Raw genomic sequence first — 26,099 nt, 5'->3', positions numbered from 1 at the left:
CAAGCCTGAGAAACGTCTTGACCCTCGCCCGGAACCCTTGCCAAAACCGCAAGTGTCCCGGCCGGTCCGTGGCGTAAGGCCGGCAGCACACCGACCAAACGCCACCTTCACGACCGATGCAATCAGTGGCAACTTCCGGCTAGACAGCAGCGTCTAAATAAATAAGTAATTTTTCTTAAAGTCCATCCAAACAATCCAAAATATGATTACATTGTTCATCAAAATATAAACTGACTAGTTATCGCCAAGCTCAGAATTGACGATTTAATCGCTCTCAAAGTTTAGTGGAATAGCTGTAAAATGCTAATAACGATTGGTGGCACAATTAATGCTGGTAATAAATTCAGCGTGTTGATTTTCTTGATGTTTAATAGCCCTAGACCAGAGCCAAGAATCAAAATTCCCCCAACAATCGTAATTTCCGTCAAAATCGTCGTACTCAGCGCGCCTTTTAAAACTAATGCCAAAACATAGAGTGAGCCTTGCCACGCAAATAGCACCCCGGCCGCAATCGCAATCCCGAAGCCAAACGTCGAGGCTAACACAATTGACGTAATCCCATCCAACATGCCATTCGTGAACAAGAACGTGTAATCGTGCTTTAAGGCCGCCTCAATTGGTCCCAAAATCGACAACGACCCAATACAATAGAGCAAAATGGCCGTGGCGAGCCCTTCCGCCAAATTACCACCTGAGAATTTACCAACCAACTTATCGAAATGCCCTTGCAGATCCAAGGCTTGGCCAATCAGCCCACCGAGCGCAAGACTCACAATAAATAGCACCGGATATTTACTTTGAGGCATCCGCTGCACGACTGCATTAATCCCAATCAACATCGCCGCGAGTCCCAATGCTTGCATCAAAATATCGTGATAAGCAGGCTTAATGCCCTTTTTAAATAAACTGCCAATCGTACAACCGACTAAAATCATCCCAACGTTAAAAAATGTGCCAATCATCACTTACCTCCAACCCATTAAAAAAGGACTGATTTAGTCAGTCCTTTTTAATGAAACTTAGTTTTTTACTTTGAAATTGCTGCAGCATGATGTCCAGCCTTGATTTCAGCTAAATAATCATCCGCCATTTTTGGATCAAATTCGTGTTCAGATTTACCGATAATGACTGCGGCTAGTGAATTACCAACCACATTGACTACGGTTCGACCCATATCAACTAATCGGTCAATTCCGGCAATGAAGGCCAAGCCTTGCACTGGAACACCAATGGACGAAATCGTCGCCAGTAAAACTACGAACGACGCGCCGGGGACGCCGGCAATCCCTTTGGACGTAATCATCAACACAATTAGTAACGTGATTTGCTGGCTCAGCGACAAATGAATCCCATACGCTTGCGCCAAAAACAGTGCCGCTAATGATTGATAAATGGCCGAACCATCAAGATTAAACGTGTAGCCCGTCGGCACAACGAAGGAAACAATCCCTTGGCTGACACCATATTTCCCCATTTTATCAATAATTTTTGGCAAGGCCGCTTCGGAACTCGCGGTCGAGAAACCGAGAATCATTTCATCGCGGATCACCCGTAGCAAGTGCCAAATATTAAGGCCAAACAGCCGCGCGACCACGCCCATGACGACGACAATAAAAATTGCCATCGTGGCATACGCCAGCACGATAAAATACCCCAGTGGTGCTAACGCCTTGAGTCCCATCTCTGCCACGGTCACGCCAATCAGTGCACAGACCCCGATTGGCGCGGTATGCATGACCCAATTCGTCACTTTAAACATGGCTTCGGCGACCGCATTCATGAAGTCCAAGATAATCTTACCCTGCTCACCAATGGCAGCCGTTCCTAACCCAAAGAAAACGGCAAAGAAAATCACGGGAATCATGTCCCCCGCTGAGAGGGACTTGAAGACGTTGGTTGGAATAATGCCCATCACAGTTGACCAAATGCCATTATGCGAGACCGTTTTCGCGGTCGCCACGTACTGACTGATATTCGATGAATGCAACTGATGGATATTGATGTAATCACCAGGATGAAACACATTTCCGACCAATAACCCAAGACCAATCGCAATCGTCGTCATGATTTCGAAATAAATAATTGTCTTACCACCAATTCGGCCAAGCTTTTTCAAGTCGCCCATATTGGCAATCCCAGTAATCAGACAAGCAACCACGATTGGGAGGACGATCATTTGAATTAAGCTAATGAACATCGTCCCAATATTTTGCATTGCCGTAATCGCGGTCTTGTTACCATAAAAAACCACACCTAAAATAATGCCTAAAACCAACCCAATCAAAATCTGCCAGCCTAAACTCAGGCGTAAGTGATGATAAGTTTTCATTTGCGTTTCTTGCTTCAAAATCAATCTCTCCGTTCCCATTTATGGCTAATTTCGCCAAAATTGCCACACAATATTAACATTTTAGCACAAATTATTCGTAAATGAGAAAAGAATTAGAAATTACTCAGAGAATTAGTTCGTTCCCACTCTGGTTGGCCCAGAATTGGCTGGAACGTGGTGGCCACGGTTGTGAGCCAAAGGGCGGTCTCACAAGCCGGGCTTTATCTAAGACGGAAAAACCATCCGCCTAAGATAAACTTCACCACTGAGCCAATTCTGGACCGCCCGGCGTTAAATAACTAATCAGCCATTCAATCAACCTACGAAAAAAATCATTTTAGCCGATAGATTGCGACCTAAAATTTCAGTTTTTAAGACTGCCCTTTGGCTTCAAAATAGCTCAAGGCGTTCTAGTATTTTACCGCCAACCTCTCAGCTAGATAGCCTATAAGGCCCTATTTTCTGCTAATTGTAAACGACCAGTCATATAACGTCAGGCGGCCCCCAAATGGCTCAGTGGTGAAATTTTACTTAGGCGAGTGGGCTGCTCGACTTAGTAAAAGCCCAGCTTTCGAGACCGCTTTTTGGCTCGAAAATGTGGCCACCACGTTCCAGCCATTTGGGGGCCAACCAGAGTGGCAACAAAACGTACAGCTACTTAGCTGACTTTTTGCTGGCTGTTAGCCGTTGATAAACCGTCGCACTTACCCAATCAGCTGTCCACATCCATAACACATGCCCGATGGCTTCTGAAATGTGTTCTTCTGCTGGTTGGTCTTTGGCGCGAGGAATTGTGCCTAATGCTGGCAGAATCATATGATGGAAAGCTCCGAAAATCCCCAGCCCAAACAAAGCACTGCTTCCAGCTTTAGCCTTTGGATGCTTGCGAGCCCATAAACTGTACGCCACGGCAAACGTGGTCGAAAAACCAAAATGCATCATATAACTCATGGCTGGCAATTCGTGCCCAGAATACGTATACGTCGCATGGGTCACACTGGCGGGAATCCCAACTTGTTGCAATAACTGCTGTGGTGGATTCGTTTGATCCCGTGCCGCTGTCCGTGGGGGTAAGATATTTTCCCAACCTAATTTGACTAAACCAGAAATCACGCCACCCGTAATTCCAGCAACCATAGCTGCCTGATGGTTAAAACTTTTTTTTGCCATTTTTTAAAAACCTGCCTCTCTTGAATAAGCTAATCATACCAGCCTTTTCCTTAGAATCGAAATGATTTCATCTCGATCAAATCATAAATTTCATAATATTATGACTTGCCAGCCGCCACATTTGATGCTATGCTTTCGTTATTCGTTTATCAATCGATAAGTGAAATTAAAAAGGAGGCACCGATTATGTATTTAGGACTCAAAGAAATGCGCCACGAAAAGCTGCGTTATAGCTTACTCAGTGGGGTCTTATTATTAATTTCCCTGGTGGTCTTCATGTTAGCTGGACTAGCTAACGGCCTCTCCAACGGGAATCGCGAAGCCATTGACAACTGGCAAGCGAGCGATGTGTATTTAAATCAAAATGCGAACGAAACGTTATCAGCTTCCCAAGTCAAATTAGCCGACCAGAAATATATTAAGGGGAATCAAGTTGCACCTTTAGCCACGCTTTCCGGTACTTTGCGCACCACTAAAAATGCGCACAAGACTAACGTGAGTGCGCTGGCCACTAGCCGCAAGGGCTTTATCATGCCTAAAATCACTAGCGGACATCGTATCAACGGTAAAAACCAACTAATCATTTCAGCCAGTTTAAAAGCTGACGGTTATAAACTTGGTCAACGGGTACGCTTAGGCACAACCAAAAAGACGGCTAAGATCGTGGGAATCTACGCCAGCAGCACTTATATGATTGCGCCCACCGTTTACACCGACGTGGCAACCTTAAATCGGTTGAAAGACATGCCCGTCACTAGTGGCGATCAACAAACAATCAATGGCTTCGTCGCAAAAAATGGGGCCTTTAAACAGTCAAACCACGGCGGTCTTCAGCATTTAACGATGGCCACCTTTATCAATAAGTTACCCGGCTACAGCGCCGAACAATTAACGTTGAACACGATGATCTACTTCTTATTTGCCATCGCATTGGCCATCATCGGGATCTTTATGTTCGTGCTAACCTTACAAAAGCAAGCCCTCTTTGGCGTCTTGAAAGTTCAAGGCATTGGCACAAAACATATTCTAGCGGCCTTGCTCACTCAAAGTATCGCCATGGCCGTGATTGGCATCGTCATTGGCTTAGGAATTACAGTCAGTCTCGCGCAAATTATGCCAGCTGGCCTACCGTTCGTCATCAACTGGCCCCAATTCGGCGGCTATAGTTTGGCCCTACTCGCCGCGGCAGTCATCGGTGCCCTACTTTCATGGCGGACCGTTGCCAACATTGACCCCGCCATCGCTATCGGTTAAAAGGAGGAATTTCTATGACAGCAGTTTTAGCTTTAAAACAAATCAATAAAGAATTCGGCCACGGCCATACCGCCGTGACCGCGCTAAAAGACGCAAACTTTGAGGTTGCCGCCGGTCAATTCGTTGCCATTATTGGGCCATCTGGCTCTGGTAAAAGTACCTTTCTAACCATTGCGGCCGGGTTACAGACACCCACAAGTGGTCAAGTGTTACTGAACGGCACTGAATTAGCTACCCAAACTGAAAAAGCGCGCCTCGATTATCGCTTTAACGAGATTGGCTTTATTTTACAAAGTTCAAACTTGATTCCCTTTTTGAACGTCACCGAACAATTGAAACTCGTCGATAAAATGGCAAAGCGGCCATTTCAAAAGGAACGTGCCCAAAAACTATTAGCTGAACTAGCTTTGAGCGAAGAAGCCACCGCCTATCCCAACGAGTTATCTGGCGGTGAGCGCCAACGGGTCGCAATCGTCCGGGCGCTCTACAATGATCCAAGCGTTATTCTGGCCGACGAACCGACCGCTAGCTTAGACACGCCGCGATCAATCGATGTCGTCGAACGCCTAGCGAAAGAAGCCCATCAACACAATAAGGCCATCGTAATGGTCACGCATGACCAACGCTTAATTAGCCATTGTGACGTGGTTTATCGCATCGAAGACGGCGTTATGACGCGCCAAGCCTAATGCTTCAACCTAAAAGATGGCGCCAAGTTAGCAGTTTTTTGCTAGCTTGGCGCCATCTTTTGGTATCTCAATCAGTCCTGGGCATAACGGTCAATAATTTGGCAAAGCAACGCCGCCGCCCCCTGCCCCGCACGATCATCATAATAACTTTGAAACCGCTCATCTGCTTGATACATGGCGGCTAGATTGCGGTGCATCTCAGCGGAATAGTTTGACCAGCTATAACGCAACCACCGTTTATGCGCGTCATAAATACGTTGAGCCAGCGGACTATCCAGAGCCGGCCGGGTCTTCAGGTCCGCCAGCAGCTGAGCTTCGATTGCTTGCATCGCAGTGTAATCGGCCTGCGACAGCTTCGAAAAACGCTCATTTGCGGCCGCCAATGTTGGCCCATCGTACTTGTGCCTAAGTTCTGCACCGTAATTGTGCTCGTTTTCGTTAAGTTTTTGTTGTTTAAAAGCGGCAAATTTTTCTGCATCGGTCATTTGCGTTCCTCCTGCTTGCGTCTTAATCGTAGTCTGAATCAGGGTGAGTAAGTTGTCTAGTTGTTGGCGCTGAGCCAATAACTGTTGGTATTGATGCTTTAACGCGGTCACGGTCTGCGCGGGTGACTGGGTTAGTAGTGGCTTGATTTCAGCTAACGGCACTTGCATCGCCCGATACAACCGAATCTGTTGGAGTTGATCCACCTGGGCCGTTTCATAATAGCGATATCCATTCTCACCAACATAGGCTGGTGGTAATAAGCCAATTTCATCGTAATAGCGTAAAGTGCGGACACTGACTCCGGCTAGTTCAGCTAACTGCTTGATTTGATAAGCCATCAAAAAATCTCCTTTCAACACTTTTGAGTTTAAGGGCTGACGTGGCGTGAGGGTCAAGGAAAAATTTTCAAAAAAAGACGCCCAAAAATGAGCGTCAAACAACCTCAATTAGCTTGTGGTAATTTATAGCGAATTGCACGATAAACTAGCGCAACGACGTAAACCGTTAAGAAACGATCCACATAATCTGTCCCGATTTGAATCAAGAACACGGCTAGCGGCTTACTCATCCCCGTGCCCAGCAACACTTGGACGAGCATACTGGACCCCGATGAGGTAATCCCGTGAAATAAGATCACCGTAATGATGGTACTGACGATCGTTCCTGGCAAGGAAATCGCCAACGCCAACCACCAATTGTTCTTAAACGTGGCTGGTTTAAACCGCCGGTACAACAGACCAGCGACTAGCCCAGTCAACAATTGCACGGGCATAAAGAACAGCGAGTACAGGTCAGTCGTCGCCATCAGTAGACCGGTCATCCCACCAGCAAGCATCCCACCAAGCGGTCCAAATACCGCCGCCGCCAAAACTGTCCCAATCGAATCTAAGTAAACGGGCAACTTCAACATCAACGCAATGTTGCCACCAACGACATTTAGCGCAATACAGAGCGCAAGTAACGTGACCGTCCGCGTGCTAATCTTTTTCATGCGCCCACCGCCAATAATTGGTGCAAAGTCGTCGTCAAGTCAGGTTCAGTCGCCCCCAAAACTTGCGTTAAGAACAAGCGCCAAAAGGCTTCAACGTTAACATCGGTACTGACAAAACTGTTCGGCGAACGATGCCAAAAATGATGATCATCGACCATTGATTCACCCCGGGCCACATCATCCGTCGCCACGACAGTCGTGTAGGCCTCAAAGCCAGTCAAAATTGTTGGATCAATCAAGTAAGCGACAGCCAAAGGATCATTGATCACACAACCAATCACGCGCTCATATTGCCAGTGAAAATCAAAATAGAATCGCGTGATTTTTTCAATAAAGCTCCCCATTTCAGGGTTAATATCTTTCATATATTCTAATAAACTAGGCGTTAGCACGATTTGACGCGTGACGTCCAGCCCAACCATGTGAATCGGCACCGGCATCAGGTCAAATACCATTTTAGCCGCATCCGGATCACACCAAAAATTATATTCGGCGACTGGTGAACAGTTACCATGGCTCTTATAGTTGCCACCCATCAGCACAAATTGGTCAACGGCGGCAAATGCGGCCGTGTCACGTTGCAAGGCTTCCGCAATATTCGTCAGCGGTCCCAACGCCAAAATCGAAGTAGTGGGATCTTCATCGAGCGTATCGAGAATAAAGCTCACGGCATCTTGCCCGGCATGGACCGTGGTCACGGCAGGCAGATGGCTATTACCGAGCCCATCTTCGCCATGCGTGTCTTGCGCGCTGACATAGTCCACTTTTAACGGTCGATTGGCGCCTAAATAGACCGGAACATCCAATCGATCTGCCAAAGCTAACACCTTTAACGCGTTTTCAGCGCCAATATGGGTGGGCACATTCCCACAAACGGTCGTAATCCCGACCACATTTAATTCTGGGGCATTCAGCGCTAGTAACAGCGCCAAACTATCATCGATACCCGGATCACAATCGATGATGACGTTTCTTGTTGCATCCATTTTCCTACCTCCGATTAATCGTGAAGTTCTTGGTTTTTTATCCTGGGAAGTTTACGAACCAGGCCAGCGGCACACCGCCGATTGCATAAATGCAAGTTTAATTATAACGAACCCCGGCCGGAATTAACATCACTCACAAAAATTTCTCGTCGAATGTTTGAAAAAACGCTATAATAGGACGCATTACGATTTGAACGCGGTTAGTGTGTGGTTCGTTGCCGCTACGGTCGGGCGAGATGAGGATGGAACGTGGTGGCCACATTTTCGAGCCAAAATGCGGTCTCGAAAGCTGGGCTTTTACTAGGTCGAGTAACCCACTCGGCCAAGTAAAATTTCACCACTGAGCCTCATCTCGCCCAACCTGCGCTAGTAAACTGTCAAGGCTTGATTCAGCATTGTAAACCACTACTGTATAACGGATGCGGCCACTTTCAGACATAATGGCTGGTAAGCTGACTTGCGAAATCTGATTGATTAAGCCTTAATTTATTTAAAACATTAAAGGCTGAAGGTGTCAAAATACCCGTTAATCCAGTAATGCTAGTGTTAGTTACGCCTAAACAATTTCATACGAATCACCAGTCAGACAGAATCCAATCTTGCCGAAACGGTACACCAATTCTGATTGACTTCTCAAAATTTAAACAATTGACGAATCAGTCAAAGCAGTTGACCAGCTATCCGTTTTTGTTGATGGCATCGGCCATGTGGGTGGCATTTGACCGGCGATTTTCCGGTCTTACACCACGGACCAGATTTGCGGGTTGTGCAAGGCTTCCGGTCCCTCGGCCGCATGTCATCAACAACAACCGGAAGCGGCAATGATCAACTATCTTTCATAGCCGGATTAGGAATAACTGCGGGATGATCCAGTGCTTTTTCAGTTATATTTATGCACAATTCCAATACAATTTTAACAATGCGATTACAAACTCATTCAGGAGGACTGCAAAATGACATCAAAAACCAAAGAAAAATTAGCCGCCGCCCTCGTGACTGAATTACAACAAACCCCAGTCGATAAAATTACGATTCAAGCTATCGTAACTGACTGTGACCTCACCCGCCAAACTTTTTATAATCATTTTGCGGACATTTACGAGCTTGTAGAATGGACCGCCAAGGAAGCGACTGCCCGCGCACTCGCCAACGTGGCCGACTATGATAACTGGCAACAAGGATTCTTAAATGTCATGGCCGATATTCAAGCCAATCAATACTTAGTTATGAACACCTACCAGTCGGCTTATCGCGACTTACTGGAAAAATATATTTACACGGTCCTCTATGAATACATCATCAAAGTCGTCAATCGCCAAGCGTTGGGCATGCGCGTTGCCGACAAACATAAACACTTCATCGCCCATTTTTATACCTTGGCTTTCATTGCCTTAATTTTTGAATGGGTCAAGGATGGCTTCAAAGACGATCCCCACGACATGGTCGAACAAACTGGGGTACTCGTTCAAGGTGATTTTCAAAAAGCTCTTAGCACTTATGCCGAATAATTTACAATTTTTGCGAACTGTCAAAATTTTGACAGTCCGCTTTTTTTGTCAATTGTTTCAGCCGCGTAACCGCTTTATTGTAATAACAAGCAATAAATCTATTTCATGAAGAAGGCTATTATTATGAACATTTATAAAACAATGTATCGTCCACTCAAACCGGCTGGCATCGACGACCGCCGCGCCAATATCGTTGGTGGTGGGATTGCTGGCTTAGCCACCGCCGTTTTCTTAATTGACGACGCTCAAATGCCTGCTCGCAACGTGACAATTTATGAAAAGAAACCCGTCATGGGCGGTTCGATGGATGGCACGAAGCGCGCTGCCGGTTACCTTTGCCGGGCTGAACGCGAATTGGAACCTTACATGGAATGTCTCTGGTATCTCTGCAGTAAAATTCCATCACTCGAAAATCCTGGCCGCAGTGTCTTAGACGATGTCGTGGATTTCAACCGTGACGAACCCATTCATAGTGAAGCACGGGTCATCATCAACCAAGGCGAAATCGACAGCCACTACCACGACTACAAATTAGCGCCACAATACGCCGAAGCAATGCGTCAAATCATTGCTTCCAGTGAAGAAGAGCTGGCCGACAAGAGCTTGGATGACTTTTTCGACGCCGACTTCTTCAGAACTAACTTCTGGACTTGTTTCCACAGTCAATTAGCTTTCAAAGACTATCACAGTGTGATTGAATGCCGGCGTTACTGGCAACGGTTCACTTTCATCACTCGTCACGAATATTTGGAAGGCTTTATTCATACTAAATATAACGAATATGATGCGATCATCTTACCAATCGAACGCTGGTTGATCGATCAAGGCGTCAGCTTCGTGAACGATTTTGCCGTGACTGATCTGCAACTTGACGATGCCAACGACACGGTCACCGGAATCATTGCTAAACAACATGGCGAACCAACCACGGTCGGCGTCAACAGCCAGGACTTAGTCTTCGTCACCACGGGCTCAATTAGTGAAAACAGTACCTTTGGCGACAACCACACCGTTGCTGAAACGAACCGGGATACTAAGGATATGGGGACTTTCACCATTTGGCAGAATCTCGCTAAAAAGGATGGAAAATTCGGTCATCCTGAGAAATTCTTGGGTCAAATCGATAAGACTAAGTGGATCTCCTTCTTCCCAACAGTTAAAGGTTATCCAGAATTCTTCAAACGCATCGAACGGCTCTCTGGTAGTCCTGCTGGGACTGGTGGCTTGATGACTTTCAAAGATTCCAGCTGGGATATGTCCTTCGAAATTCATCACAAGCCATTCTTCCCTTACCAAGCTGACGATGAAGAAGTTGGCTGGGGCTATGGGCTTTACGGTGAAAATATTGGGAACTACATCAAGAAACGGATGTGGGGTTGTACCGGTGATGAAATCATGACCGAGTTACTCTATCACTTAGGCATGCTTGACATTAAGGATGAAGTCTTGGCGCACACCTACATGTCGACCGCCATGATGCCATACTGTACCGCCCAATTCATGCCACGGAAACTCGGCGATCGGCCAAAAGTCATTCCAGCTGGCTGCACCAACTTAGCGTTGCTTGGCCAATTTGTTGAAATCGATGATGACGTAGTTTTCACCGTTGAAACTTCCGTTCGGACTGGGATGGAAGCCGTCTATGGCCTCCTACATTTAGAAAAAGATGTCATTGAAGTCAACACGTCACGTTATGACATTCGCTACTTGTTAGAACGCGTTAAGCGCTTTGCTGGGATTCACGGCGACATTCAAGCGAGTGACTTGCCTGCCCTTGACCCAGCCAAGCTGCCAGAACTCGAGGCCGGCTTGCTCAAGCTTATCAACGACGTCCCACCGTTCTATCAAATGTACCTCGGTCGTGATCAAACCATTCCGACTAAAGCGGCGGTTTTACACCCAGCAGCACCCCGTAGTAAATAATTGTTACTCGACGTCTAATGATCATTAGTAACTCCCCAAACGTGGGCTAACTTAACGGTTGGCTCACGTTTTTTGAGCCCTTTTTTAGACGTCCAGCCAGAACTATTTTTACAAATAAGATAGTATTTTGGCATTAATGAGACTATTCTATGAGTTGTAATTAGAAGTATCGACTAGCCGACTCAACCCAAAATGTAAGCCCAATCATCATCTGCCCACATTGGCACTAAGCCAGCTCATTCGGTTCATAGGAGTGAAAAAATGATGGGAAAATCTGGAAAGACCACCGATGATTTTGCAAAATTATCGGTTGACCAATTTTACCAAGCACTCAAGACCCAAGCGACCGGTCTGAGTGATACGGATGCCGCTAAACGCCTACAAGACGTTGGCCCAAACACGATTCAACAAACGCAATCGCGGTCGCAGTTTAAAGCGTTCATCAAGAACTTCACCAGTTTGATGGCCCTCCTTTTGTGGGTCAGCGGATTGATTGCGATGTTCGTCGGTATGTTGGAATTAGGGATTGCCATCTGGGCGGTCAACATTATCAACGGTTGCTTTAGTTTTTGGCAGGAACATGCCGCGCAAAAAGCAACGGACTCTTTAAAAGAAATGTTACCGACCTACACGCACGTTTGGCGTGATGGTAAAACGAAACAAATCAACGCGACTGATTTAGTCCCCGGCGATGTCTTTACAATCCAAGCTGGGAATAGTATTTCAGCGGACGCCCGCATTATTGCCGGCAATGCCTTACAAGTTGACGAATCGGCCTTAACTGGCGAATCAGTTGCGGTCGATAAGCAACCGACTTATCACAAAGGTGACGGCAAGTTTGCTGAAGCCAACATCGTCTATGCCGGAACCGTGGCCGTTAATGGGACTGCGACTGCCGTGGCCGTTCAAACCGGGATGCAAACCGAATTTGGTCAAATTGCCAGCTTAACGCAAAATCAGCAAGGCACTGTCTCACCTTTAACGGCCGAGCTTAACCGATTGACTCGCCAAATTTCAATGATTGCCATTTTAATTGGTCTCATTTTCTTTGTCGCGGCCATTTTCTTCGTTCACTACCCCGTAGCAAAATCCTTTATTTTTGCGTTAGGGATGATCGTGGCCTTTATTCCTGAAGGATTGTTGCCAACCGTCACCTTATCCTTGGCACAAGGGGTCACGCGAATGTCCAAGAAGCACGCCCTAGTCAAAGAACTCAGCAGTGTGGAAACACTCGGTGAGACTACCGTGATCTGTTCCGATAAAACCGGGACGCTCACACAAAACCAAATGACGATCAATCACGTTTGGCTCCCTAAGCAACGCTATCAAGTCAGCGGCCAAGGGTACCTCAACAACGGCCAAGTCTTGGCGGCTAAAACGCCAGTTGACTTAGCGCAAGCACCTGATTTAGCCTTACTCTTACGAATTTCTGGCCTAGATAATGATACCGAAATCCAACCTGGCAAGACGGCTCAAGCCAAGCCCAAGATTCTTGGGACGCCGACTGAAGCAGCCCATTTGATCTTGACAGAAAAATCAGGACTCAATCTAGACGAACTCAAACAGCAGTATCCTCGCCTCGAAGAATTGCCATTTGATTCCGACCGCAAACGGATGACCACGATCCATCGCCAACCCGATGGCCAGCAAGTCGTTTACGTTAAAGGGGCCCTAGATGGCATTCTCGCAATCTGTGACACGATCTTAGAAAATGGTCAGGTGCGCCCAATTACCGCTACCGATACAGCCAACATTGATGCGGCCAACAAGCACTATGCTGCCGAAGGATTACGTTCAATGGCAATGGCTTATCGAGCTTACAACGGCCTGCCAAGTGATCCCGCCGACTGTACAATTGAAGCGACTGAACAACACTTAACTTTCGTGGGCTTGACTGTCATGGCCGACCCACCCCGTCCTGAAATTTACGACGCGGTTGAAAAATGTCACCGTGCGAATATTCGGATTATCATGGTCACCGGTGACAGTCCTTTAACAGCTAAGAGTGTGGCCGTTAAAATTGGGATTGATAGCGACCAAGTTCGTGTCATCACTGGCGATGAATTAGCAGCGATGAGCGATTCTGAACTGCAAGCTGCCGTTAAAGGCGAAGTTATTTTTGCCCGGGTAGCGCCCGAACAAAAGTATCGCATCGTCAAAGCCAATCAGCACAACGGTGAAATTGTGGCCGCAACTGGTGACGGTGTCAACGATGCCCCAGCCTTGAAACAAGCTGACATTGGGATTGCTATGGGGGTCACGGGGACTGATGTCGCCAAAGATGCCGCCGATATGATCTTGACGGATGACAACTTTGCCTCCATCGTTTCGGCGATTGAAGAAGGCCGTACCGTTTACAGTAACTTGCAAAAGTTCCTGCTCTACATTTTGAACAGTAACGTGCCTGAAGCCATTCCATCTGTCCTATTCTTATTTTCACGCGGCTTGATTCCCCTACCCTTGACCGTTATGCAAATTTTGACGGTCGACCTTGGGACAGATATGTTGCCAGCGCTAGGCTTAGGTGCTGAAAAAAGTGAACCCGGCATCATGGACCAGCCGCCACGTGCCCGGAATGCGCATTTGTTAAATAAAACCATTGTTTGGAAGGCCTTTGGTTGGTATGGCATGATTGCGTCCGTGCTTTCAACGGTCGCCTACTTCTTCGTCAACTACTTGCATGGTTGGCCGAACGTCGCCTTAGCTGCGAGTGGTGACACTTATGTCATGGCGACCACGATGACGTTGGCTGCCATCGTCTTCTGCCAAATTGCAGCGGCCATCAATTGTCGGACCCAAGTGACCTCAGTCTTCACGATTGGGTTGTTCAGTAACCGGCGAATCTGGTGGGGCATTGGCTTTGAAATTGTCTTGATTGCGGTCTTAATGTACGTACCTGTTCTACAGGGGCTCTTTAACACAGCGGCTATCAACGGCCGGGACTGGCTGTTATTATTTAGCATTCCAATCCCATTGGTTCTCATCGAAGAAGCACGCAAAGCGCTTGTGCGTCGACATTTAGCCTAAAAAACAAGCTTGAACTCTCAACAGATAGTTGCTGAGTTCAGGCTTGTTTTTGGCCTAAATAGACTTAGTTTAAACAGATTCGGACAATAACCAATCCACAATATTGATAATTGGAATCCCATTGATGTCATGGACATCACGATAATTTCGCTGAGTAATTAGTATTTTTTTGTAGTTATCATTAATGTTTAGCAAGTTATCTGTTTCATGTGAGTTTTTAGGTAACTCATAGGTCACTTGCACGTACAATATCTCATCTACTCGTCGGGCAACGAAATCAACTTCAACCGTATCCATCTTACCGACATCAATCGTGTAACCTCGACGCAATAACTCCAGATAAACGATATTTTCTAACTGCCCGCCGTAGTTTCCTGGACGACGCCCAACCGCATTTCGACGTAATCCAGCATCAACCATGAAGTATTTACCTGCCGTACGTAAGTAACCTCGTCCCCGTAAATCATACTGACGAGCCCGATAGAATAAGAAAGCGTCCGATAGTAGGCTCAAATAGCGTTCAATCGTGTGGTTACTTGTCGAAATACCCTCGCTATTTAACGTATTCGCAAGCTTCGCTGGTCGTACTAGCTGTCCAGTATCATCAGCTAAGAAACCAACTAACGCTTTCAATGATTCACTATCTCTGACTTTGGCCCGCATAGAAATATCGTTCAAAATAATTGTGTCAAAAATACCAGACAAAATCGTGTCTTTAATTTTTTCATCTGCAAGAATGACGGAAGGAAAACCACCGTATTGCTCGTACTCTTCAAATACATGATCGACCTGTCTATCCGTTACTGAGATATCCTTCGCCATCAAAAATTCCCGAAAAGAAAATGGATAAATGGGAATTTCAACGTAACGACCACTCAATAGTGTTGCAAGTTCACCTGACAACATCTTGGCATTGGAACCTGTAATAACAATGTCACAGTCATAACTAGCATGAATGCCGTTGACAACCTTTTCCCATCCCTGCACCATTTGAATTTCATCCAACATCAGATAAGTATGCTGTTTTTTATTCAGTAAAGGTTTTAATAATTCAACCAGCTGATCTGCGGTTCGAATCGTCAATAACTCAAATTCTTCAAAGTTGAAATAAATAATCTGCTGTTCGTTAACACCATGATCCAATAAATAATCACGATACAATTTTAATAATACTGACTTACCCGCACGACGGACACCGGTAATAATCTTGATGAAGTCTGTATCTTTTAATTGAATTAATTGTTTTAAATATGCCGGTCGCTGAATCATTTTGATCACCTAAATTCATTTCTATTTATCTTAAAATCCTATCATAACTTAAGTCGAGCTCGTTATAAAATGGAAGTATAGTTCCATTTTATACCAATCAGGGTAAAAATGGAACTATACTTCCATTTTTTGCGTTTTAATAGATTTTTGGAAGTATACTTCCATTTCTGTCCATTTACTCTTTCTTTGGAAGTATGTTTCCATTTTAACCCAATCAAAAAAGCGCTCAACCGTGACCCCATCCCGCTGATTTCAGGATTTGCTGCGATAAAGCGCTTAAACATGCTACAATGTGCTTATGACTAAACTAAAAGCAGGTGTTTAATGATGCGCAAGGTTCAATTTTATGGTGCCGTTTCCATCGATGGTTATTTAGCCACTAAGGATGAACGGCTCGATTGGCTATTTAAAACTGAGGGTGCCGAAGAAGCCCCCACTGCTGACTTTATGCAACAAGTTGATACTGCTATCATGGGGCGACACACTTATGAATACACCATGGCGCAAACGACGGATCAACTCATTAATCCATATAATCCTAGCACGCAAAACATTGTCATGACAACGAAGCCACACGTCGGCGATGAGCATACGATTTTCACCAATGCGGAATTACCTGCACTAGTCGAAAAACTCCGCCAAGCAAATGGCAAAAATATTTGGATTGTCGGTGGTGCTGGCGTTTTAATGCCCCTCATGACCGCCGACCTCGTCGATGAATTATATATCCAAATTGCCCCAGTTTTCTTAGGCAGCGGCATTTCACTCTTTAGTGAAGTAGACTATCAGCATCGTTTTACACTTGTGGAAACCAATCAGTATGGGCAACTAGCTGAAGTTCACTATACGCGTTAATTGATTTCAAAAGCTGCGTCATAGTGCAGCTTGCCATGATAGTGCGTTAACGCATGCGGTTCCAACTCATGACACATGAAGTTCTCCGCTAGCACTTCAAACGGTGCCGTAATATTGAAATCCGCGGCAGCCTGATAGCCAAAACGGCCATAGTAAGCGGGATCACCCAAGATACTGATGGCTGGATACCCAGCTCGATGCGCACGATGTTCGAGTTCGCGGACCAATGCACTGCCCACGCCTTGACCTTGAAACGCCGGTAACACAGCCAACGGGGCTAAAACCAGCAACGGTCTCCCAGTTGCTGGTTGCTGATCGACCGTCGCAACTGACAACATTGAAAAACCAATAATCTCACCCGCCGTAGTACTGGCCAACACATCAAAAGTTGGTTGGTAGTGCGGCGATTTTCGTAAGCGGCCAATTAAGTGATGCTCCTCATGATCCGTGTATTCAATGCCGGTAAAGGCCGTTTCAACAACAGCGGCCGTTGCCGCGTATTGTGAAGGCAAAACAGTTTGCAATTTAATGGTCATGATTAGTAACCTCCAGCTTTTCTTGATGATGAATCGACTGTCGTAGCAACAATGGCGCAATCAGCGTCGTCAAAATAATCGCCGTGATAACCGCGGAATAGCGATCCGCCGACAGGAGCTTTCCTTGATAACCAATCTGCGCAATAATGAGGGCCATCTCACCCCGTGAGACCATGCCCGCACCAATTTCGTAACCACTAGTCCAACTGAAGCCCGCAATTTTGGCACCAATCCCAGCGCCTAATAACTTAGTCGCAATGGCGGCCACTGTGATCACCACAATGAACCAGAAATCATTCAGGAACCCTTTAAACGACATGTTTAAACCGATGCTCACAAAGAACACAGGAATAAAGACCGCATTCCCAATCGGTTGAATATGCCGATCAATGACATCGTGATAATCCGTTTGACCAACCGCGATACCGGCAAAGAACGCCCCGATTACGGCACTGAGCCCAATAAAGTCCGCCAAATAAGCCAACCCAAAACAGATGACTAATGACATCAACGTCACCGAGGTCGGCACGAGCAACGCGTCCCCAATTCGCATCAACAGCGGCACGAGCCACTTGACCACGACAAAGAGACTCACGAAAAAGACGGCTTGAATGGCCAAAGTCAGACCTAGGTTCGTCGATTGCCCCGAACTCGCGCCAACTTCGCTGCCAAACAAGCTGACCATCAAACTCAAAATCAAGACAGCCAACACATCATCAACGACAGCCGCGCCCAAAATCGTCGTTCCTTCTTTGCCGTCGAGGGCATTCAATTCCTTTAAAACCGCGACAGAAATCGAGACCGAAGTGGCCGCAAAAGTGACCCCTAAAAATAGACTTTCAACATTGCCTAAATGGAAAAGTTGGCTACACCAATCGATCACACCAACTGGCAAAATAACCCCCAGTACAGCCACTAACAAACTGGGTTTCCAATACTTTTTCAATAATTGCAAATCACTTTCCAAACCGGCCATGAACATCAAAATAATCACGCCGAGTTCTGCAAAGTCCTTGATAAACGCTGTGGCCGAAACCCAGCCAAGTAACGCTGGTCCCAAGATAACCCCACTAAGTAATTGACCGATCACTGCGGGCAATCCCATCCGAACACTGAGATGCCCCGCCAGCGCGGTCACAATCAAAATCAAGCTTAAAGTGCCAATATAGCCCATATGTCCTCCTAAAAAAAGGGCACATCAAGAAATCAACTGCCCAACCCAAAAGCAGTCCGAATTCTTGAAGTGTCCTTCAACCGAATGTATTTAACTGTGAAACAAGTATAGCATATTTTCATAGCACTCGACAGTAAGCGATACCACAACTTTCAACGGTCATTTAAAATTGACCCTATGACACAAACATCGACCATAAAAACCGGTATAATGACCTTATTGAGTTTTCATCTGAAAGGACGATTGTTTGTGACGCACATTGCTGATTTTCACCAACGTTTCTGGTTTCTTATTTTCTCGATCTTTTTGAATTCCGCGGCCAACGCGCTGACCATTTCAACGAATCTTGGCAGTGCCGTTTGGACGGGGTCCAGTGTCAATTTAGCTAACTGGATTCACATTCCACTTGGCACGACACTACTACTCTATGGCATTGCCGTCACGATTTTAAATCAGCTCATGCTGGGCCATTTTGACCGGCGCCGTTTCATCTCTAACCTGCTCTACATCTTGCCATTCAGTTACTTAGTTCAATTTATCGGCGTCTTTTGGCAGTGGGTCGGCGTACCAACATTGCCCCTCGCCATCCGTCTCATCGTCAACTTACTCGGATTATTAGGTGTTGCGGCGGCCGTTTCCATCTATCAACGCTGCAATCTGATTCAGCATCCGAACGATGATTTGTCTTATATTTTACGTTTTCGCTTTTTGCATGGCTCCGCAATTATCGCTCAATGGACGAGCTACTTGCCACCACTGACGATCACGGTCGTGGCATTTCTCATCACCGGACAACTGCGTGCTATCGGGATTGGCACCGTCTTTGCATTAGTCGCACAGGGCGCTATTATGGGTTGGTCCGACACCCACGTCTTCCCACAGCTTAAACATCATGTCGATGTGCCAACCGCCAATCATCATCCGGCTTAAAGCCCATCATCATTAAAACGATTACATTTTGAAAACGCGTTGACATTGTTTCAGTTCTAACCTAATAATAGCTGTAGCACCGATTAATTCTAATGATGGGACTGATGATATGAATCTAACGCAATTGACCAGTCAAATCATCTTAATGTTTATTTTGATGTTGGTCGGCTTAATGATCAACAAGCTGGGATTCATGCATGCCCAGACCTCAACTGATCTAACTAATATTTTGTTGTACGTCGTCTCACCTTGCCTGATTATCAAAGCCTTTGAACAAACTTTTTCAGCTAACCGGTTGCAAATGCTCGGCCGTGTCATCATGGCAATCGTCGTAATTTATGCGGTCATGATTCTCATCACGCAGCTGGCTTTTAAGCACGTGTCAGATGTTAACCTCCGTCGCATTATGCGGTACGGCTCAGTCTATTCGAATGCTGGGTTTATGGGGATCCCATTGACGAGTTCCCTATTTGGCGCTACCGGAGTCTTCTACGCGGTCGCTTCCTTAGCGGCTTTCAATATTTTCAGCTGGACGCATGGGATTACCTTATTTACGGGTAAACAAGGCAGTCGTCGTGATAATTTCAAACAAATCGTCTTGAATCCGAATATTATTGCCATCATTGCTGGTTTGATTTTATTTATCACGTCGTTCAAGCTGCCGACAATCGCCAACAGCGCCGTTACATACGTGAGTGCCATCAACACGCCACTGTCCATGATCGTGATTGGAAATAGTTTGGCTGATGTAAAACTCAACCGGGAAACTTTAGACAAACGACTGTGGTGGGTGCTCTTATTACGGAATCTTATTTTTCCCTACCTCGCCATTGTGGTTTTGCAATTGATGGGTATCACGGGAATACCACTGTATACCACCGTGTTAATGGCCGCTTGCCCGGTCGCCGGTATCGTCGTTCTTTTCACGCTAAAGGTACACGGCAATCCCGGACCAGCCGTAGCGTTAATGAGTATTTCAACCATTTTAAGTGTCGTGACCATTCCATTGGTCTTCGCACTCGCTAGCTTGCATTAAGAACGTGAATGACAAGGGTATTGAAACAGACTAAAATTAGCTCCGTAAGACCGTTTGATCTTACGGAGCTAATTTTAGTCTGTTTCAACTTTTCTAGGCGAGTGGCAAACGATAGCGTCGTTTGCTGGGACATGAAACGTTGTTAGCTCAACTCATGATTTGTTTGCAAAATAGATTGATTATCAACAACGGATACTTTAGGCCTGAATGTTTCAATGCCAATCTAAGACACTATTCTCCTAATTTTACGAAAATTGAAAATTGATTTTTTTATCAGTCTTCTCAGCAATATCAGATAGCTCTTTGACTGTCAGTTCTTTGCTACCATCTTCCATGGCGGTAACATCCTGTTCTGATTGACCAATTACGGTAGCAAAATCCTTAACCGATAGCTGCATATCGGTGCGTAATTGCCAAACTGCATATCCTAATTGCTGATTGAGTTTGGCTTGTGTATATTCACTGTCAAATGCAGAATCTTCTTGACTGCGTGTATGCAAGTATTTTTCAACATCGTCCATTACTATCTCTCCTTCTCTGATATACTGCGCGAATTTGTTTTGCGTGCTTAATTTCCTTTTGAGGCGTTTTTTGTTGTTTTTTGGTGAAGCCATGAGTGATGACATAATGAGATCCTTCGACCCGGAAATAGATTGCTCGTTGAATATTGTTGGAAAACTTAGAGCGAATTTCATATAAATTAGCTTCTAATTTTTTTACTAATTGGCGTTTTTCGGCAGACAATAGTCCTCGAACTTTAACTTCATCAAGAACTGCTAAGAGCTTCGCAGCATCTTTAATCGGCAGGCTATCTAAGAATGCTGTGAATTCAGCTTTATCAAAAAAATCAAATTGTATTGGTTCCATTTAAAGTATGGTAACGCACACGCTACCATCTGTCACCTCTTTTTACTCAATTATGTTTTGCCTTTTGAAAATGGTAAATTAGCCAGCAAAGCCAACGTTAACGATGATTAGGATAGCTATGCTGAGAGAAAAATGTGTGACTAGCATACTACTGGAATAGGCCAAAAAGGCAATGCTGTTTAGGACGACACTATTGAAAAAATGCTGATGAAGGCCGAAGTAGCATGTGATAGCTGGTGCTAATGTGATGCCCACGAGGAAACAACGTAGCCAAATTCTGTTCTGTTAGGTCATCATAATCCAATTCGTCTCTAGATCCTTTTCCCTTATTATCAGGGGAATTGGTGTCGGAAACAACCTTTTTGCTGATATAGATTAAATTGGTAGGCAACTATAGTCGTAGGGTAATGGGGTTGATGAATATAGTTATAAAGACAATAGCGAGGCGCAGTTACTCTCTGCCACTAAATTTGAACAATTGACTAATCATTCAATGCAGTTGATTAGCTGTAGGTTGTTGTTGATGGCATCGGCCGTGTGGGTGGCGTTTGACCGGTGTTTTTCCGGTCTTACACCACGGACCGGCTGGGAGACTTGCGGTTTAAGCAAGGCTTCCGGGCGAGGAGCAAGACGTTTCTCAGGCTTGACCCGGTCCCTCGGCCGCATGTACTCAACAACAACCGGAAGCGAAAACTATCAACTATCCTTCATAGGCTGACTAGGAAGGATTGCGGAATAGTCCAGTACTTTTTAACTTTAAACTTTGATCTGCCTTTTAATTTTAGCGCAGTGCTTTGCCACGCTTGATTGGCCATTAGCGGGCTACAATTACTCTGAACCAAGAACGAGTTATTAGAATTGGTCTAGGTGGAGTGCTATACTTGTTAGTTATGTGATTTAATAAATCTTGTAAACTAAACACGACTCAGAAAGGACTGTTTCAAGCATGCCAACCCAAACTTCGGCTTTACCACTCGATGCCGATGGCAAACCATATCACCGTACTTGGCTAGTCCTGACCTTACTGGTTGGGACTTTTAGTACGTTTGTCACCCAGACACTTCTTACCACAGCGTTTCCAACGTTGATGGCTTACTTTCATATTTCAGCGAATGCCGTTCAGTGGTTGACCACTGGCTTCATGCTGATCATGGGAATCATGATTCCCGTTAGTGCTTGGATGCTAACTCGGATTAACTCTAAGATTTTGTATTTAGCGGCCATGGTCATTTTTGGCCTTGGCACGATTCTCGCCTACTTCGCCGTCAACTTTCAAATGTTACTCGTTGCGCGAATGATTCAGGCGATGGGGGTCGGGATTTCAGCGCCCGTCTTCCAAACGATTATGTCTTCTGTCTATCCCCCAGAAAAACGGGGATCTGCTATGGGGACCGCGGGGATCGTCATTGGACTCGCCCCCGCCATTGGGCCAACGTTATCTGGTTGGATCATTGACAATTACAATTGGCGTGCGTTGTTCCTCTTTATCATGCCAATCAACTGGCTAGTGATTATTATTTCGTTATTTACGTTACGCAAGGTGCTCCCAACTTCTAAACAACCGATCGACTGGTGGTCCGTCTTAATCTCCACCATTGGTTTTGGGAGTATGTTATACGGTTTCTCATCCGTCGGCGATGCCGGTTGGGGTGACCCCGTGGTCTTAGCGACTTTAATCGTCGGTGTAATTTTCATTGGGTTATTTGTCCACCGTCAACTTCACATGGATCAGCCTTTATTGGAATTACGGGTCTTCAAAATTCCCGCCTTTACGTTATCTGCTATTTTAACGGCCCTCGCTTATATGGCGATGATGGGGGTCGAAATGATTTTACCAATGTACATTCAAACGGTCCTCGGACGCTCTGCCATGGATTCGGGACTAATTCTTTTGCCCGGTGCCATCATGATGGGAATTATGAGTCCGATTACTGGTCGAATTTTTGACCACATCGGTGCACGTCGCCTAGCGATGACTGGGATGTTACTTTTGACGCTCGGAACAGCCTTCTTCCTATCCATTAGCGCCACGACGCCGATCTTGTGGATTATTGTTGTTTATGCGATTCGAATGTTTGGCCTCACAATGGTCACGATGCCCGTTACCACGACTGGGATCAACGCCTTGCCATTCAATCTCATTTCACATGGGACAGCGGCTAACAACACCTTACGTCAAGTTGCTGCCTCAATGGGAACAGCCGTCCTAATCAGTGTGTACTCGAGTGTCGCCAAGTGGCAGATGCCTGGTCACAGTTTATTGACGCATTCCCCTTTGAAATATCAAACGGCAGCGACCAATGCAACGCTGAGTGGTTACCACATGGCTTTCGTCGTTTCTTTAATTTTCTGTGCCTTTGGTTTCGGTTTGACGTTCTTCTTGAAGTCACACCACTCCGTAACCGCAGCTAAGGAGGCGGCCAAATGATCATCGGTTTATTAATTTTAGCGACTTTTGTCTACGCGGGCTTTATGATTTTTAGTCCCGCCAGTTTTAAACGAACCCTGTGGATTGCCGCCAGTTTTATCGTGATTGCTGGCAGTTTGATTGCGCTCATTTTAAACGACAATTACCACTGGGGAATGCGCCAAGTCAGTGCCACGCGCGTGCAAAAATTAGCCCCACTCCAGTCTAAACAGCGCGCCTTAGGAATTAAGCGCCTCGGCACTGGTAGCGAACGGGTTATTGTGTATCGGACGGCCGATCAACCTGAGAAGATCCAAAAGACATCGACTCAATCAACAACGACTACCCTGAAAACGAGTCAGTCCGCACAGGTCAAAATCACCACGACCCATTGGGCTTATCGCAATCATCTGGCCAAAGTCTGTTTTAACTTAGGTAAAGACAACCATCAGTTTGCCAGTCGGCACTATACGTTCCAATACCCGACTACTTGGCACACGATTACAAAATAGGACCAAAAAACGGCAGCCCATTATGCAGGTTGCCGTTTTTTGATCTTATTTCAACAATAAATTAATCAGAATCAAAGCCGTCACGATTTGAAGTGTCCCGACCCCTAAACCATACAAGGCTAACCGTTTACCAGCCTTCAAGAAGTTAACCAAGTTCAACCGCAAGCCAATGGCGGCTAATGCGATGATTTCAAACCAGCTGCTAATCGTATGTGCGGTCGCACCGATAATCACGGGCAAGTTAAAGATACTGTTCAAGGCGCACAGAATCAGAAAACCAGCGACATACCAAGGTAACCAATGACCACTGCCATTGCCACTCACAACGGCATCTTCAGCGAGCTCATTTTCTAAAGTCCGTTGATGCAGCCGACCGAAAATAAGTACGACCACGACTAACATCATGATCCGCATAATTTTAAAAATCGTTGCGAACTGTACGGTGGCTTGGTTCACCATACTAGCAGCCGCCACCACTTGACCGACTGATTGTAACGTCCCACCAATCAGGGCCCCTTTTAAAATCGTCTGACTGCCAAACAAGCTCATCCCGAGCCAAGGCAGCGTCAACATTAAAACAGTCCCCATTAAGTTGACCAAGGTGATGACCGTCCCCTTATCATCTTCATCAGCTTCAATCACGGGCGCAATCGACGCAATCGCGGAAGACCCACAGACGGCATTGCCCCCGGCCATTAGTAGCCGCATTGATTGACTAAAGCCTAACCGTTGACCAATCCACATGGCCCCAACGATTGTGACCGTCATTTGAATCAAAATAAACCCAACACCCCAGACCCCAATTTGACCAATCGTTTGAACCGTCATCGTTGCCCCGAGCAACATGACGGAATATTCCAATAATTTACTTTCCGCAAACTTGGTTCCTTTAGCTAATTGCGGTTGTCGTAGGAGCGTATTTCCTAACAAAATCCCCAACAAAATCGCAATCGTCGCGGCCCCAAGTGCTGGCACCCGTTGAGCCAACAACTGACTGATAACGGCAATGCCGATGCTCGTTAACAAGCCAGGTAAAATCATCTTTATTTTCAAATCTCTCAAACTCCCTCGCCTTTTCGATAAAATTTATTATACCGGGCTAGTAATCATTTGAGAAATAAATTATGATGATAGTTACTATTAAGATTATTAATCGAAAGGCGACCACATGTTAAAACAACTTAAAACTTTTAAAACCGTCTATGAGACCCGCAACTTCTCACAAGCCGCTGAACAGTTATTTATTTCTCAGCCGACTGTTTCAACGCAAATCAAGCAGCTCGAAACTGACTTGGAAACGACCTTGTTTACACGCAATGGTCGCCAAGAAATTCAGCCAACTGTGAGTGGCACGCTCCTCTATGAGCAAGCTCAAAAGTTGCTAGAGACTTGGGCGGCCACGCAAGCTGCCGTGCATGCGACCAACACGATCACCCCGACAATTTGTCGTTTAGGGGCTTCCCACACAACCGCCAGCTTAATCTTACCCCCTTTACTGGCCCAATTAGCGCCGCTGAGTGACCAATTTAAGTTTGAGATTACGCTTGCCAATTCCGCTGACATCCTGACACAAATGACCCAGCATCATCTTGACTTTGGCCTCGTTGAAAAACCATTAGTGACCGATCATCTAGACCGGCTAGCCTTCGGACAAGATGAGCTTGTGCATGCTGGTCAGTTAACGAGTCCGCTCTGGCTCTTGCGCGAACCAAATTCTGGTGTTCGTCACTATACCAACGCCTATCTCAAAGCGCAGAACATCCGCCCAGCACAAACGATGATTATTCACAGCAACCAGCTCATCGCTGATTTGCTCGCGCAAGGTATCGGCCAAACAATCATTTCGAAACACGTGTTAGCCCCTGAAGTCCCCGTTGAAAAATTGAGCGCCAACTATCAACGCCAATTTTTCATGTTAACGCCAACTTCAATCAAACCTGCCTTAAAACCGATTCAAGCCAAGCTCACTGCCTACTTGCAAACTTGGCATTAACTCTTCAAGACATTAAAAAAGCTGCTGAATTTTTTCAGCAGCTTCTTTGTGTCGTTTATTCAAGCTTAATAACTAAGGGGTGAAAGCTAGTTGCGCATTGTCGCTTTCGGTTGTCACTGATAACATGCTGGCGAGGAACCGCATACCATCGGCGACC

23 protein-coding genes and 1 riboswitch are annotated in these 26,099 nt (G+C 45.8%); of the genes, 11 read left to right on the top strand and 12 right to left on the bottom strand.

Annotated elements, in window-relative coordinates; all coding sequences use genetic code 11:
• Window positions 1-281 precede the first annotated feature (281 nt).
• The 3 genes from FFM70_RS06750 to FFM70_RS06740 all read right to left on the bottom strand — a co-directional run bounded on the left by FFM70_RS06750 (window position 282) and on the right by FFM70_RS06740 (window position 3,499).
• Window positions 282-962: a DUF554 domain-containing protein gene (locus FFM70_RS06750; RefSeq protein ID WP_137616083.1), complete on the bottom strand. Its 681-nt coding sequence runs from the start codon at window positions 960-962 to the stop codon at window positions 282-284.
• 65 nt (window positions 963-1,027) lie between these two features.
• Window positions 1,028-2,329, bottom strand: coding sequence for a cation:dicarboxylate symporter family transporter (locus tag FFM70_RS06745; RefSeq protein WP_137616098.1), 1,302 nt, complete (start codon window positions 2,327-2,329; stop codon window positions 1,028-1,030).
• 654 nt (window positions 2,330-2,983) lie between these two features.
• Window positions 2,984-3,499: a YagU family protein gene (locus tag FFM70_RS06740; RefSeq protein ID WP_137616082.1), complete on the bottom strand. Its 516-nt coding sequence runs from the start codon at window positions 3,497-3,499 to the stop codon at window positions 2,984-2,986.
• A 186-nt stretch (window positions 3,500-3,685) separates the two neighbouring features.
• Between FFM70_RS06740 and FFM70_RS06735 the strand changes: the two genes are divergently transcribed.
• Both FFM70_RS06735 and FFM70_RS06730 read left to right on the top strand, forming a co-directional pair.
• Entirely contained in the window at window positions 3,686-4,753 is a 1,068-nt protein-coding gene (locus FFM70_RS06735) for an ABC transporter permease (RefSeq protein ID WP_137616081.1), read from the top strand.
• Window positions 4,754-4,767: 14 nt separating this feature from the next.
• Complete coding sequence (locus FFM70_RS06730) at window positions 4,768-5,442, top strand: ABC transporter ATP-binding protein (protein ID WP_137616080.1); 675 nt, start codon at window positions 4,768-4,770, stop codon at window positions 5,440-5,442.
• 71 nt (window positions 5,443-5,513) lie between these two features.
• On the opposite strand, the gene FFM70_RS06725 is transcribed toward FFM70_RS06730, so the two are convergent.
• The 3 genes from FFM70_RS06725 to FFM70_RS06715 form a co-directional block, all read right to left on the bottom strand.
• Window positions 5,514-6,266 (bottom strand): MerR family transcriptional regulator, encoded by a 753-nt coding sequence (locus FFM70_RS06725; RefSeq protein ID WP_137616079.1) that lies wholly within the window; start codon window positions 6,264-6,266, stop codon window positions 5,514-5,516.
• 104 nt (window positions 6,267-6,370) lie between these two features.
• On the bottom strand, window positions 6,371-6,919 hold the full coding sequence (locus FFM70_RS06720; RefSeq protein WP_137616078.1) for an ECF transporter S component: 549 nt from the start codon (window positions 6,917-6,919) through the stop codon (window positions 6,371-6,373).
• Entirely contained in the window at window positions 6,916-7,905 is a 990-nt protein-coding gene (locus tag FFM70_RS06715) for a nucleoside hydrolase (RefSeq protein ID WP_137616077.1), read from the bottom strand. Before FFM70_RS06715 ends, FFM70_RS06720 begins: the two co-directional genes overlap by 4 nt.
• 23 nt (window positions 7,906-7,928) lie before the next feature.
• Window positions 7,929-7,973, bottom strand: a riboswitch (PreQ1 riboswitch).
• Window positions 7,974-8,858: 885 nt separating this feature from the next.
• Between FFM70_RS06715 and FFM70_RS06710 the strand changes: the two genes are divergently transcribed.
• The 3 genes from FFM70_RS06710 to FFM70_RS06700 all read left to right on the top strand — a co-directional run bounded on the left by FFM70_RS06710 (window position 8,859) and on the right by FFM70_RS06700 (window position 14,363).
• Entirely contained in the window at window positions 8,859-9,413 is a 555-nt protein-coding gene (locus tag FFM70_RS06710) for a TetR/AcrR family transcriptional regulator (protein ID WP_137616076.1), read from the top strand.
• 123 nt (window positions 9,414-9,536) lie between these two features.
• Window positions 9,537-11,336 (top strand): oleate hydratase, encoded by a 1,800-nt coding sequence (locus tag FFM70_RS06705; protein WP_137616075.1) that lies wholly within the window; start codon window positions 9,537-9,539, stop codon window positions 11,334-11,336.
• 264 nt (window positions 11,337-11,600) lie between these two features.
• Entirely contained in the window at window positions 11,601-14,363 is a 2,763-nt protein-coding gene (locus FFM70_RS06700; RefSeq protein WP_137616074.1) for a cation-translocating P-type ATPase, read from the top strand.
• 69 nt (window positions 14,364-14,432) lie between these two features.
• On the opposite strand, the gene FFM70_RS06695 is transcribed toward FFM70_RS06700, so the two are convergent.
• Entirely contained in the window at window positions 14,433-15,632 is a 1,200-nt protein-coding gene (locus FFM70_RS06695; protein ID WP_137616097.1) for an ATP-binding protein, read from the bottom strand.
• A gap of 324 nt (window positions 15,633-15,956) precedes the next feature.
• Here FFM70_RS06695 and FFM70_RS06690 point away from each other — a divergent pair, with 324 nt between their 5' ends.
• Window positions 15,957-16,487: a dihydrofolate reductase family protein gene (locus tag FFM70_RS06690; protein WP_223877451.1), complete on the top strand. Its 531-nt coding sequence runs from the start codon at window positions 15,957-15,959 to the stop codon at window positions 16,485-16,487.
• Here FFM70_RS06690 and FFM70_RS06685 read toward each other — a convergent pair.
• Together FFM70_RS06685 and FFM70_RS06680 are read right to left on the bottom strand one after the other, a co-directional pair.
• Complete coding sequence (locus tag FFM70_RS06685) at window positions 16,484-17,023, bottom strand: GNAT family N-acetyltransferase (protein ID WP_137616073.1); 540 nt, start codon at window positions 17,021-17,023, stop codon at window positions 16,484-16,486. The genes FFM70_RS06690 and FFM70_RS06685 overlap by 4 nt on opposite strands.
• On the bottom strand, window positions 17,013-18,197 hold the full coding sequence (locus tag FFM70_RS06680; RefSeq protein WP_137616072.1) for a cation:proton antiporter: 1,185 nt from the start codon (window positions 18,195-18,197) through the stop codon (window positions 17,013-17,015). Before FFM70_RS06680 ends, FFM70_RS06685 begins: the two co-directional genes overlap by 11 nt.
• 249 nt (window positions 18,198-18,446) lie before the next feature.
• Between FFM70_RS06680 and FFM70_RS06675 the strand changes: the two genes are divergently transcribed.
• Both FFM70_RS06675 and FFM70_RS06670 read left to right on the top strand, forming a co-directional pair.
• Window positions 18,447-19,127, top strand: coding sequence for a YczE/YyaS/YitT family protein (locus tag FFM70_RS06675; RefSeq protein ID WP_137616071.1), 681 nt, complete (start codon window positions 18,447-18,449; stop codon window positions 19,125-19,127).
• Window positions 19,128-19,236: 109 nt separating this feature from the next.
• Complete coding sequence (locus FFM70_RS06670; RefSeq protein ID WP_137616070.1) at window positions 19,237-20,163, top strand: AEC family transporter; 927 nt, start codon at window positions 19,237-19,239, stop codon at window positions 20,161-20,163.
• A gap of 245 nt (window positions 20,164-20,408) precedes the next feature.
• On the opposite strand, the gene FFM70_RS06665 is transcribed toward FFM70_RS06670, so the two are convergent.
• Together FFM70_RS06665 and FFM70_RS06660 are read right to left on the bottom strand one after the other, a co-directional pair.
• Window positions 20,409-20,684, bottom strand: coding sequence for a helix-turn-helix domain-containing protein (locus tag FFM70_RS06665; protein ID WP_137616069.1), 276 nt, complete (start codon window positions 20,682-20,684; stop codon window positions 20,409-20,411).
• Window positions 20,671-21,030 (bottom strand): type II toxin-antitoxin system RelE/ParE family toxin, encoded by a 360-nt coding sequence (locus FFM70_RS06660; protein ID WP_137616068.1) that lies wholly within the window; start codon window positions 21,028-21,030, stop codon window positions 20,671-20,673. The genes FFM70_RS06665 and FFM70_RS06660 overlap by 14 nt, the downstream gene beginning before the upstream one ends.
• A 946-nt stretch (window positions 21,031-21,976) precedes the next feature.
• Between FFM70_RS06660 and FFM70_RS06655 the strand changes: the two genes are divergently transcribed.
• Both FFM70_RS06655 and FFM70_RS06650 read left to right on the top strand, forming a co-directional pair.
• A complete protein-coding gene (locus FFM70_RS06655; RefSeq protein ID WP_137616067.1) occupies window positions 21,977-23,458 on the top strand; it encodes an MDR family MFS transporter in 1,482 nt (493 codons plus the stop codon).
• Window positions 23,455-23,949, top strand: coding sequence for a DUF4811 domain-containing protein (locus FFM70_RS06650; protein ID WP_137616066.1), 495 nt, complete (start codon window positions 23,455-23,457; stop codon window positions 23,947-23,949). Before FFM70_RS06655 ends, FFM70_RS06650 begins: the two co-directional genes overlap by 4 nt.
• Before the next feature lie 45 nt (window positions 23,950-23,994).
• Here the strand turns inward: FFM70_RS06650 and FFM70_RS06645 are convergent, their stop codons facing one another.
• Entirely contained in the window at window positions 23,995-25,002 is a 1,008-nt protein-coding gene (locus FFM70_RS06645; RefSeq protein ID WP_137616065.1) for a YeiH family protein, read from the bottom strand.
• Window positions 25,003-25,117: 115 nt separating this feature from the next.
• Between FFM70_RS06645 and FFM70_RS06640 the strand changes: the two genes are divergently transcribed.
• Window positions 25,118-25,942 (top strand): LysR family transcriptional regulator, encoded by an 825-nt coding sequence (locus FFM70_RS06640; protein ID WP_137616064.1) that lies wholly within the window; start codon window positions 25,118-25,120, stop codon window positions 25,940-25,942.
• Window positions 25,943-26,099 lie beyond the last annotated feature (157 nt).

This window comes from Lactiplantibacillus nangangensis, assembly GCF_005405065.1.
Classification (GTDB): Bacteria; Bacillota; Bacilli; order Lactobacillales; family Lactobacillaceae; genus Lactiplantibacillus; species Lactiplantibacillus nangangensis.
This window is presented reverse-complemented; position numbering and strand designations above follow the sequence as displayed.

Bases quoted from the DNA above. Each gene is read 5' to 3' on its own strand.
- FFM70_RS06750 (WP_137616083.1), bottom strand. From the start codon at position 962: ATGATTGGCACATTTTTTAACGTTGGGATGATTTTAGTCGGTTGTACG.
- FFM70_RS06745 (WP_137616098.1), bottom strand. From the start codon at position 2,329: ATGAAAACTTATCATCACTTACGCCTGAGTTTAGGCTGGCAGATTTTG.
- FFM70_RS06740 (WP_137616082.1), bottom strand. From the start codon at position 3,499: ATGGCAAAAAAAAGTTTTAACCATCAGGCAGCTATGGTTGCTGGAATT.
- FFM70_RS06735 (WP_137616081.1), top strand. From the start codon at position 3,686: ATGTATTTAGGACTCAAAGAAATGCGCCACGAAAAGCTGCGTTATAGC.
- FFM70_RS06730 (WP_137616080.1), top strand. From the start codon at position 4,768: ATGACAGCAGTTTTAGCTTTAAAACAAATCAATAAAGAATTCGGCCAC.
- FFM70_RS06725 (WP_137616079.1), bottom strand. From the start codon at position 6,266: ATGGCTTATCAAATCAAGCAGTTAGCTGAACTAGCCGGAGTCAGTGTC.
- FFM70_RS06720 (WP_137616078.1), bottom strand. From the start codon at position 6,919: ATGAAAAAGATTAGCACGCGGACGGTCACGTTACTTGCGCTCTGTATT.
- FFM70_RS06715 (WP_137616077.1), bottom strand. From the start codon at position 7,905: ATGGATGCAACAAGAAACGTCATCATCGATTGTGATCCGGGTATCGAT.
- FFM70_RS06710 (WP_137616076.1), top strand. From the start codon at position 8,859: ATGACATCAAAAACCAAAGAAAAATTAGCCGCCGCCCTCGTGACTGAA.
- FFM70_RS06705 (WP_137616075.1), top strand. From the start codon at position 9,537: ATGAACATTTATAAAACAATGTATCGTCCACTCAAACCGGCTGGCATC.
- FFM70_RS06700 (WP_137616074.1), top strand. From the start codon at position 11,601: ATGGGAAAATCTGGAAAGACCACCGATGATTTTGCAAAATTATCGGTT.
- FFM70_RS06695 (WP_137616097.1), bottom strand. From the start codon at position 15,632: ATGATTCAGCGACCGGCATATTTAAAACAATTAATTCAATTAAAAGAT.
- FFM70_RS06690 (WP_223877451.1), top strand. From the start codon at position 15,957: ATGATGCGCAAGGTTCAATTTTATGGTGCCGTTTCCATCGATGGTTAT.
- FFM70_RS06685 (WP_137616073.1), bottom strand. From the start codon at position 17,023: ATGACCATTAAATTGCAAACTGTTTTGCCTTCACAATACGCGGCAACG.
- FFM70_RS06680 (WP_137616072.1), bottom strand. From the start codon at position 18,197: ATGGGCTATATTGGCACTTTAAGCTTGATTTTGATTGTGACCGCGCTG.
- FFM70_RS06670 (WP_137616070.1), top strand. From the start codon at position 19,237: ATGAATCTAACGCAATTGACCAGTCAAATCATCTTAATGTTTATTTTG.
- FFM70_RS06665 (WP_137616069.1), bottom strand. From the start codon at position 20,684: ATGGACGATGTTGAAAAATACTTGCATACACGCAGTCAAGAAGATTCT.
- FFM70_RS06660 (WP_137616068.1), bottom strand. From the start codon at position 21,030: ATGGAACCAATACAATTTGATTTTTTTGATAAAGCTGAATTCACAGCA.
- FFM70_RS06655 (WP_137616067.1), top strand. From the start codon at position 21,977: ATGCCAACCCAAACTTCGGCTTTACCACTCGATGCCGATGGCAAACCA.
- FFM70_RS06650 (WP_137616066.1), top strand. From the start codon at position 23,455: ATGATCATCGGTTTATTAATTTTAGCGACTTTTGTCTACGCGGGCTTT.
- FFM70_RS06640 (WP_137616064.1), top strand. From the start codon at position 25,118: ATGTTAAAACAACTTAAAACTTTTAAAACCGTCTATGAGACCCGCAAC.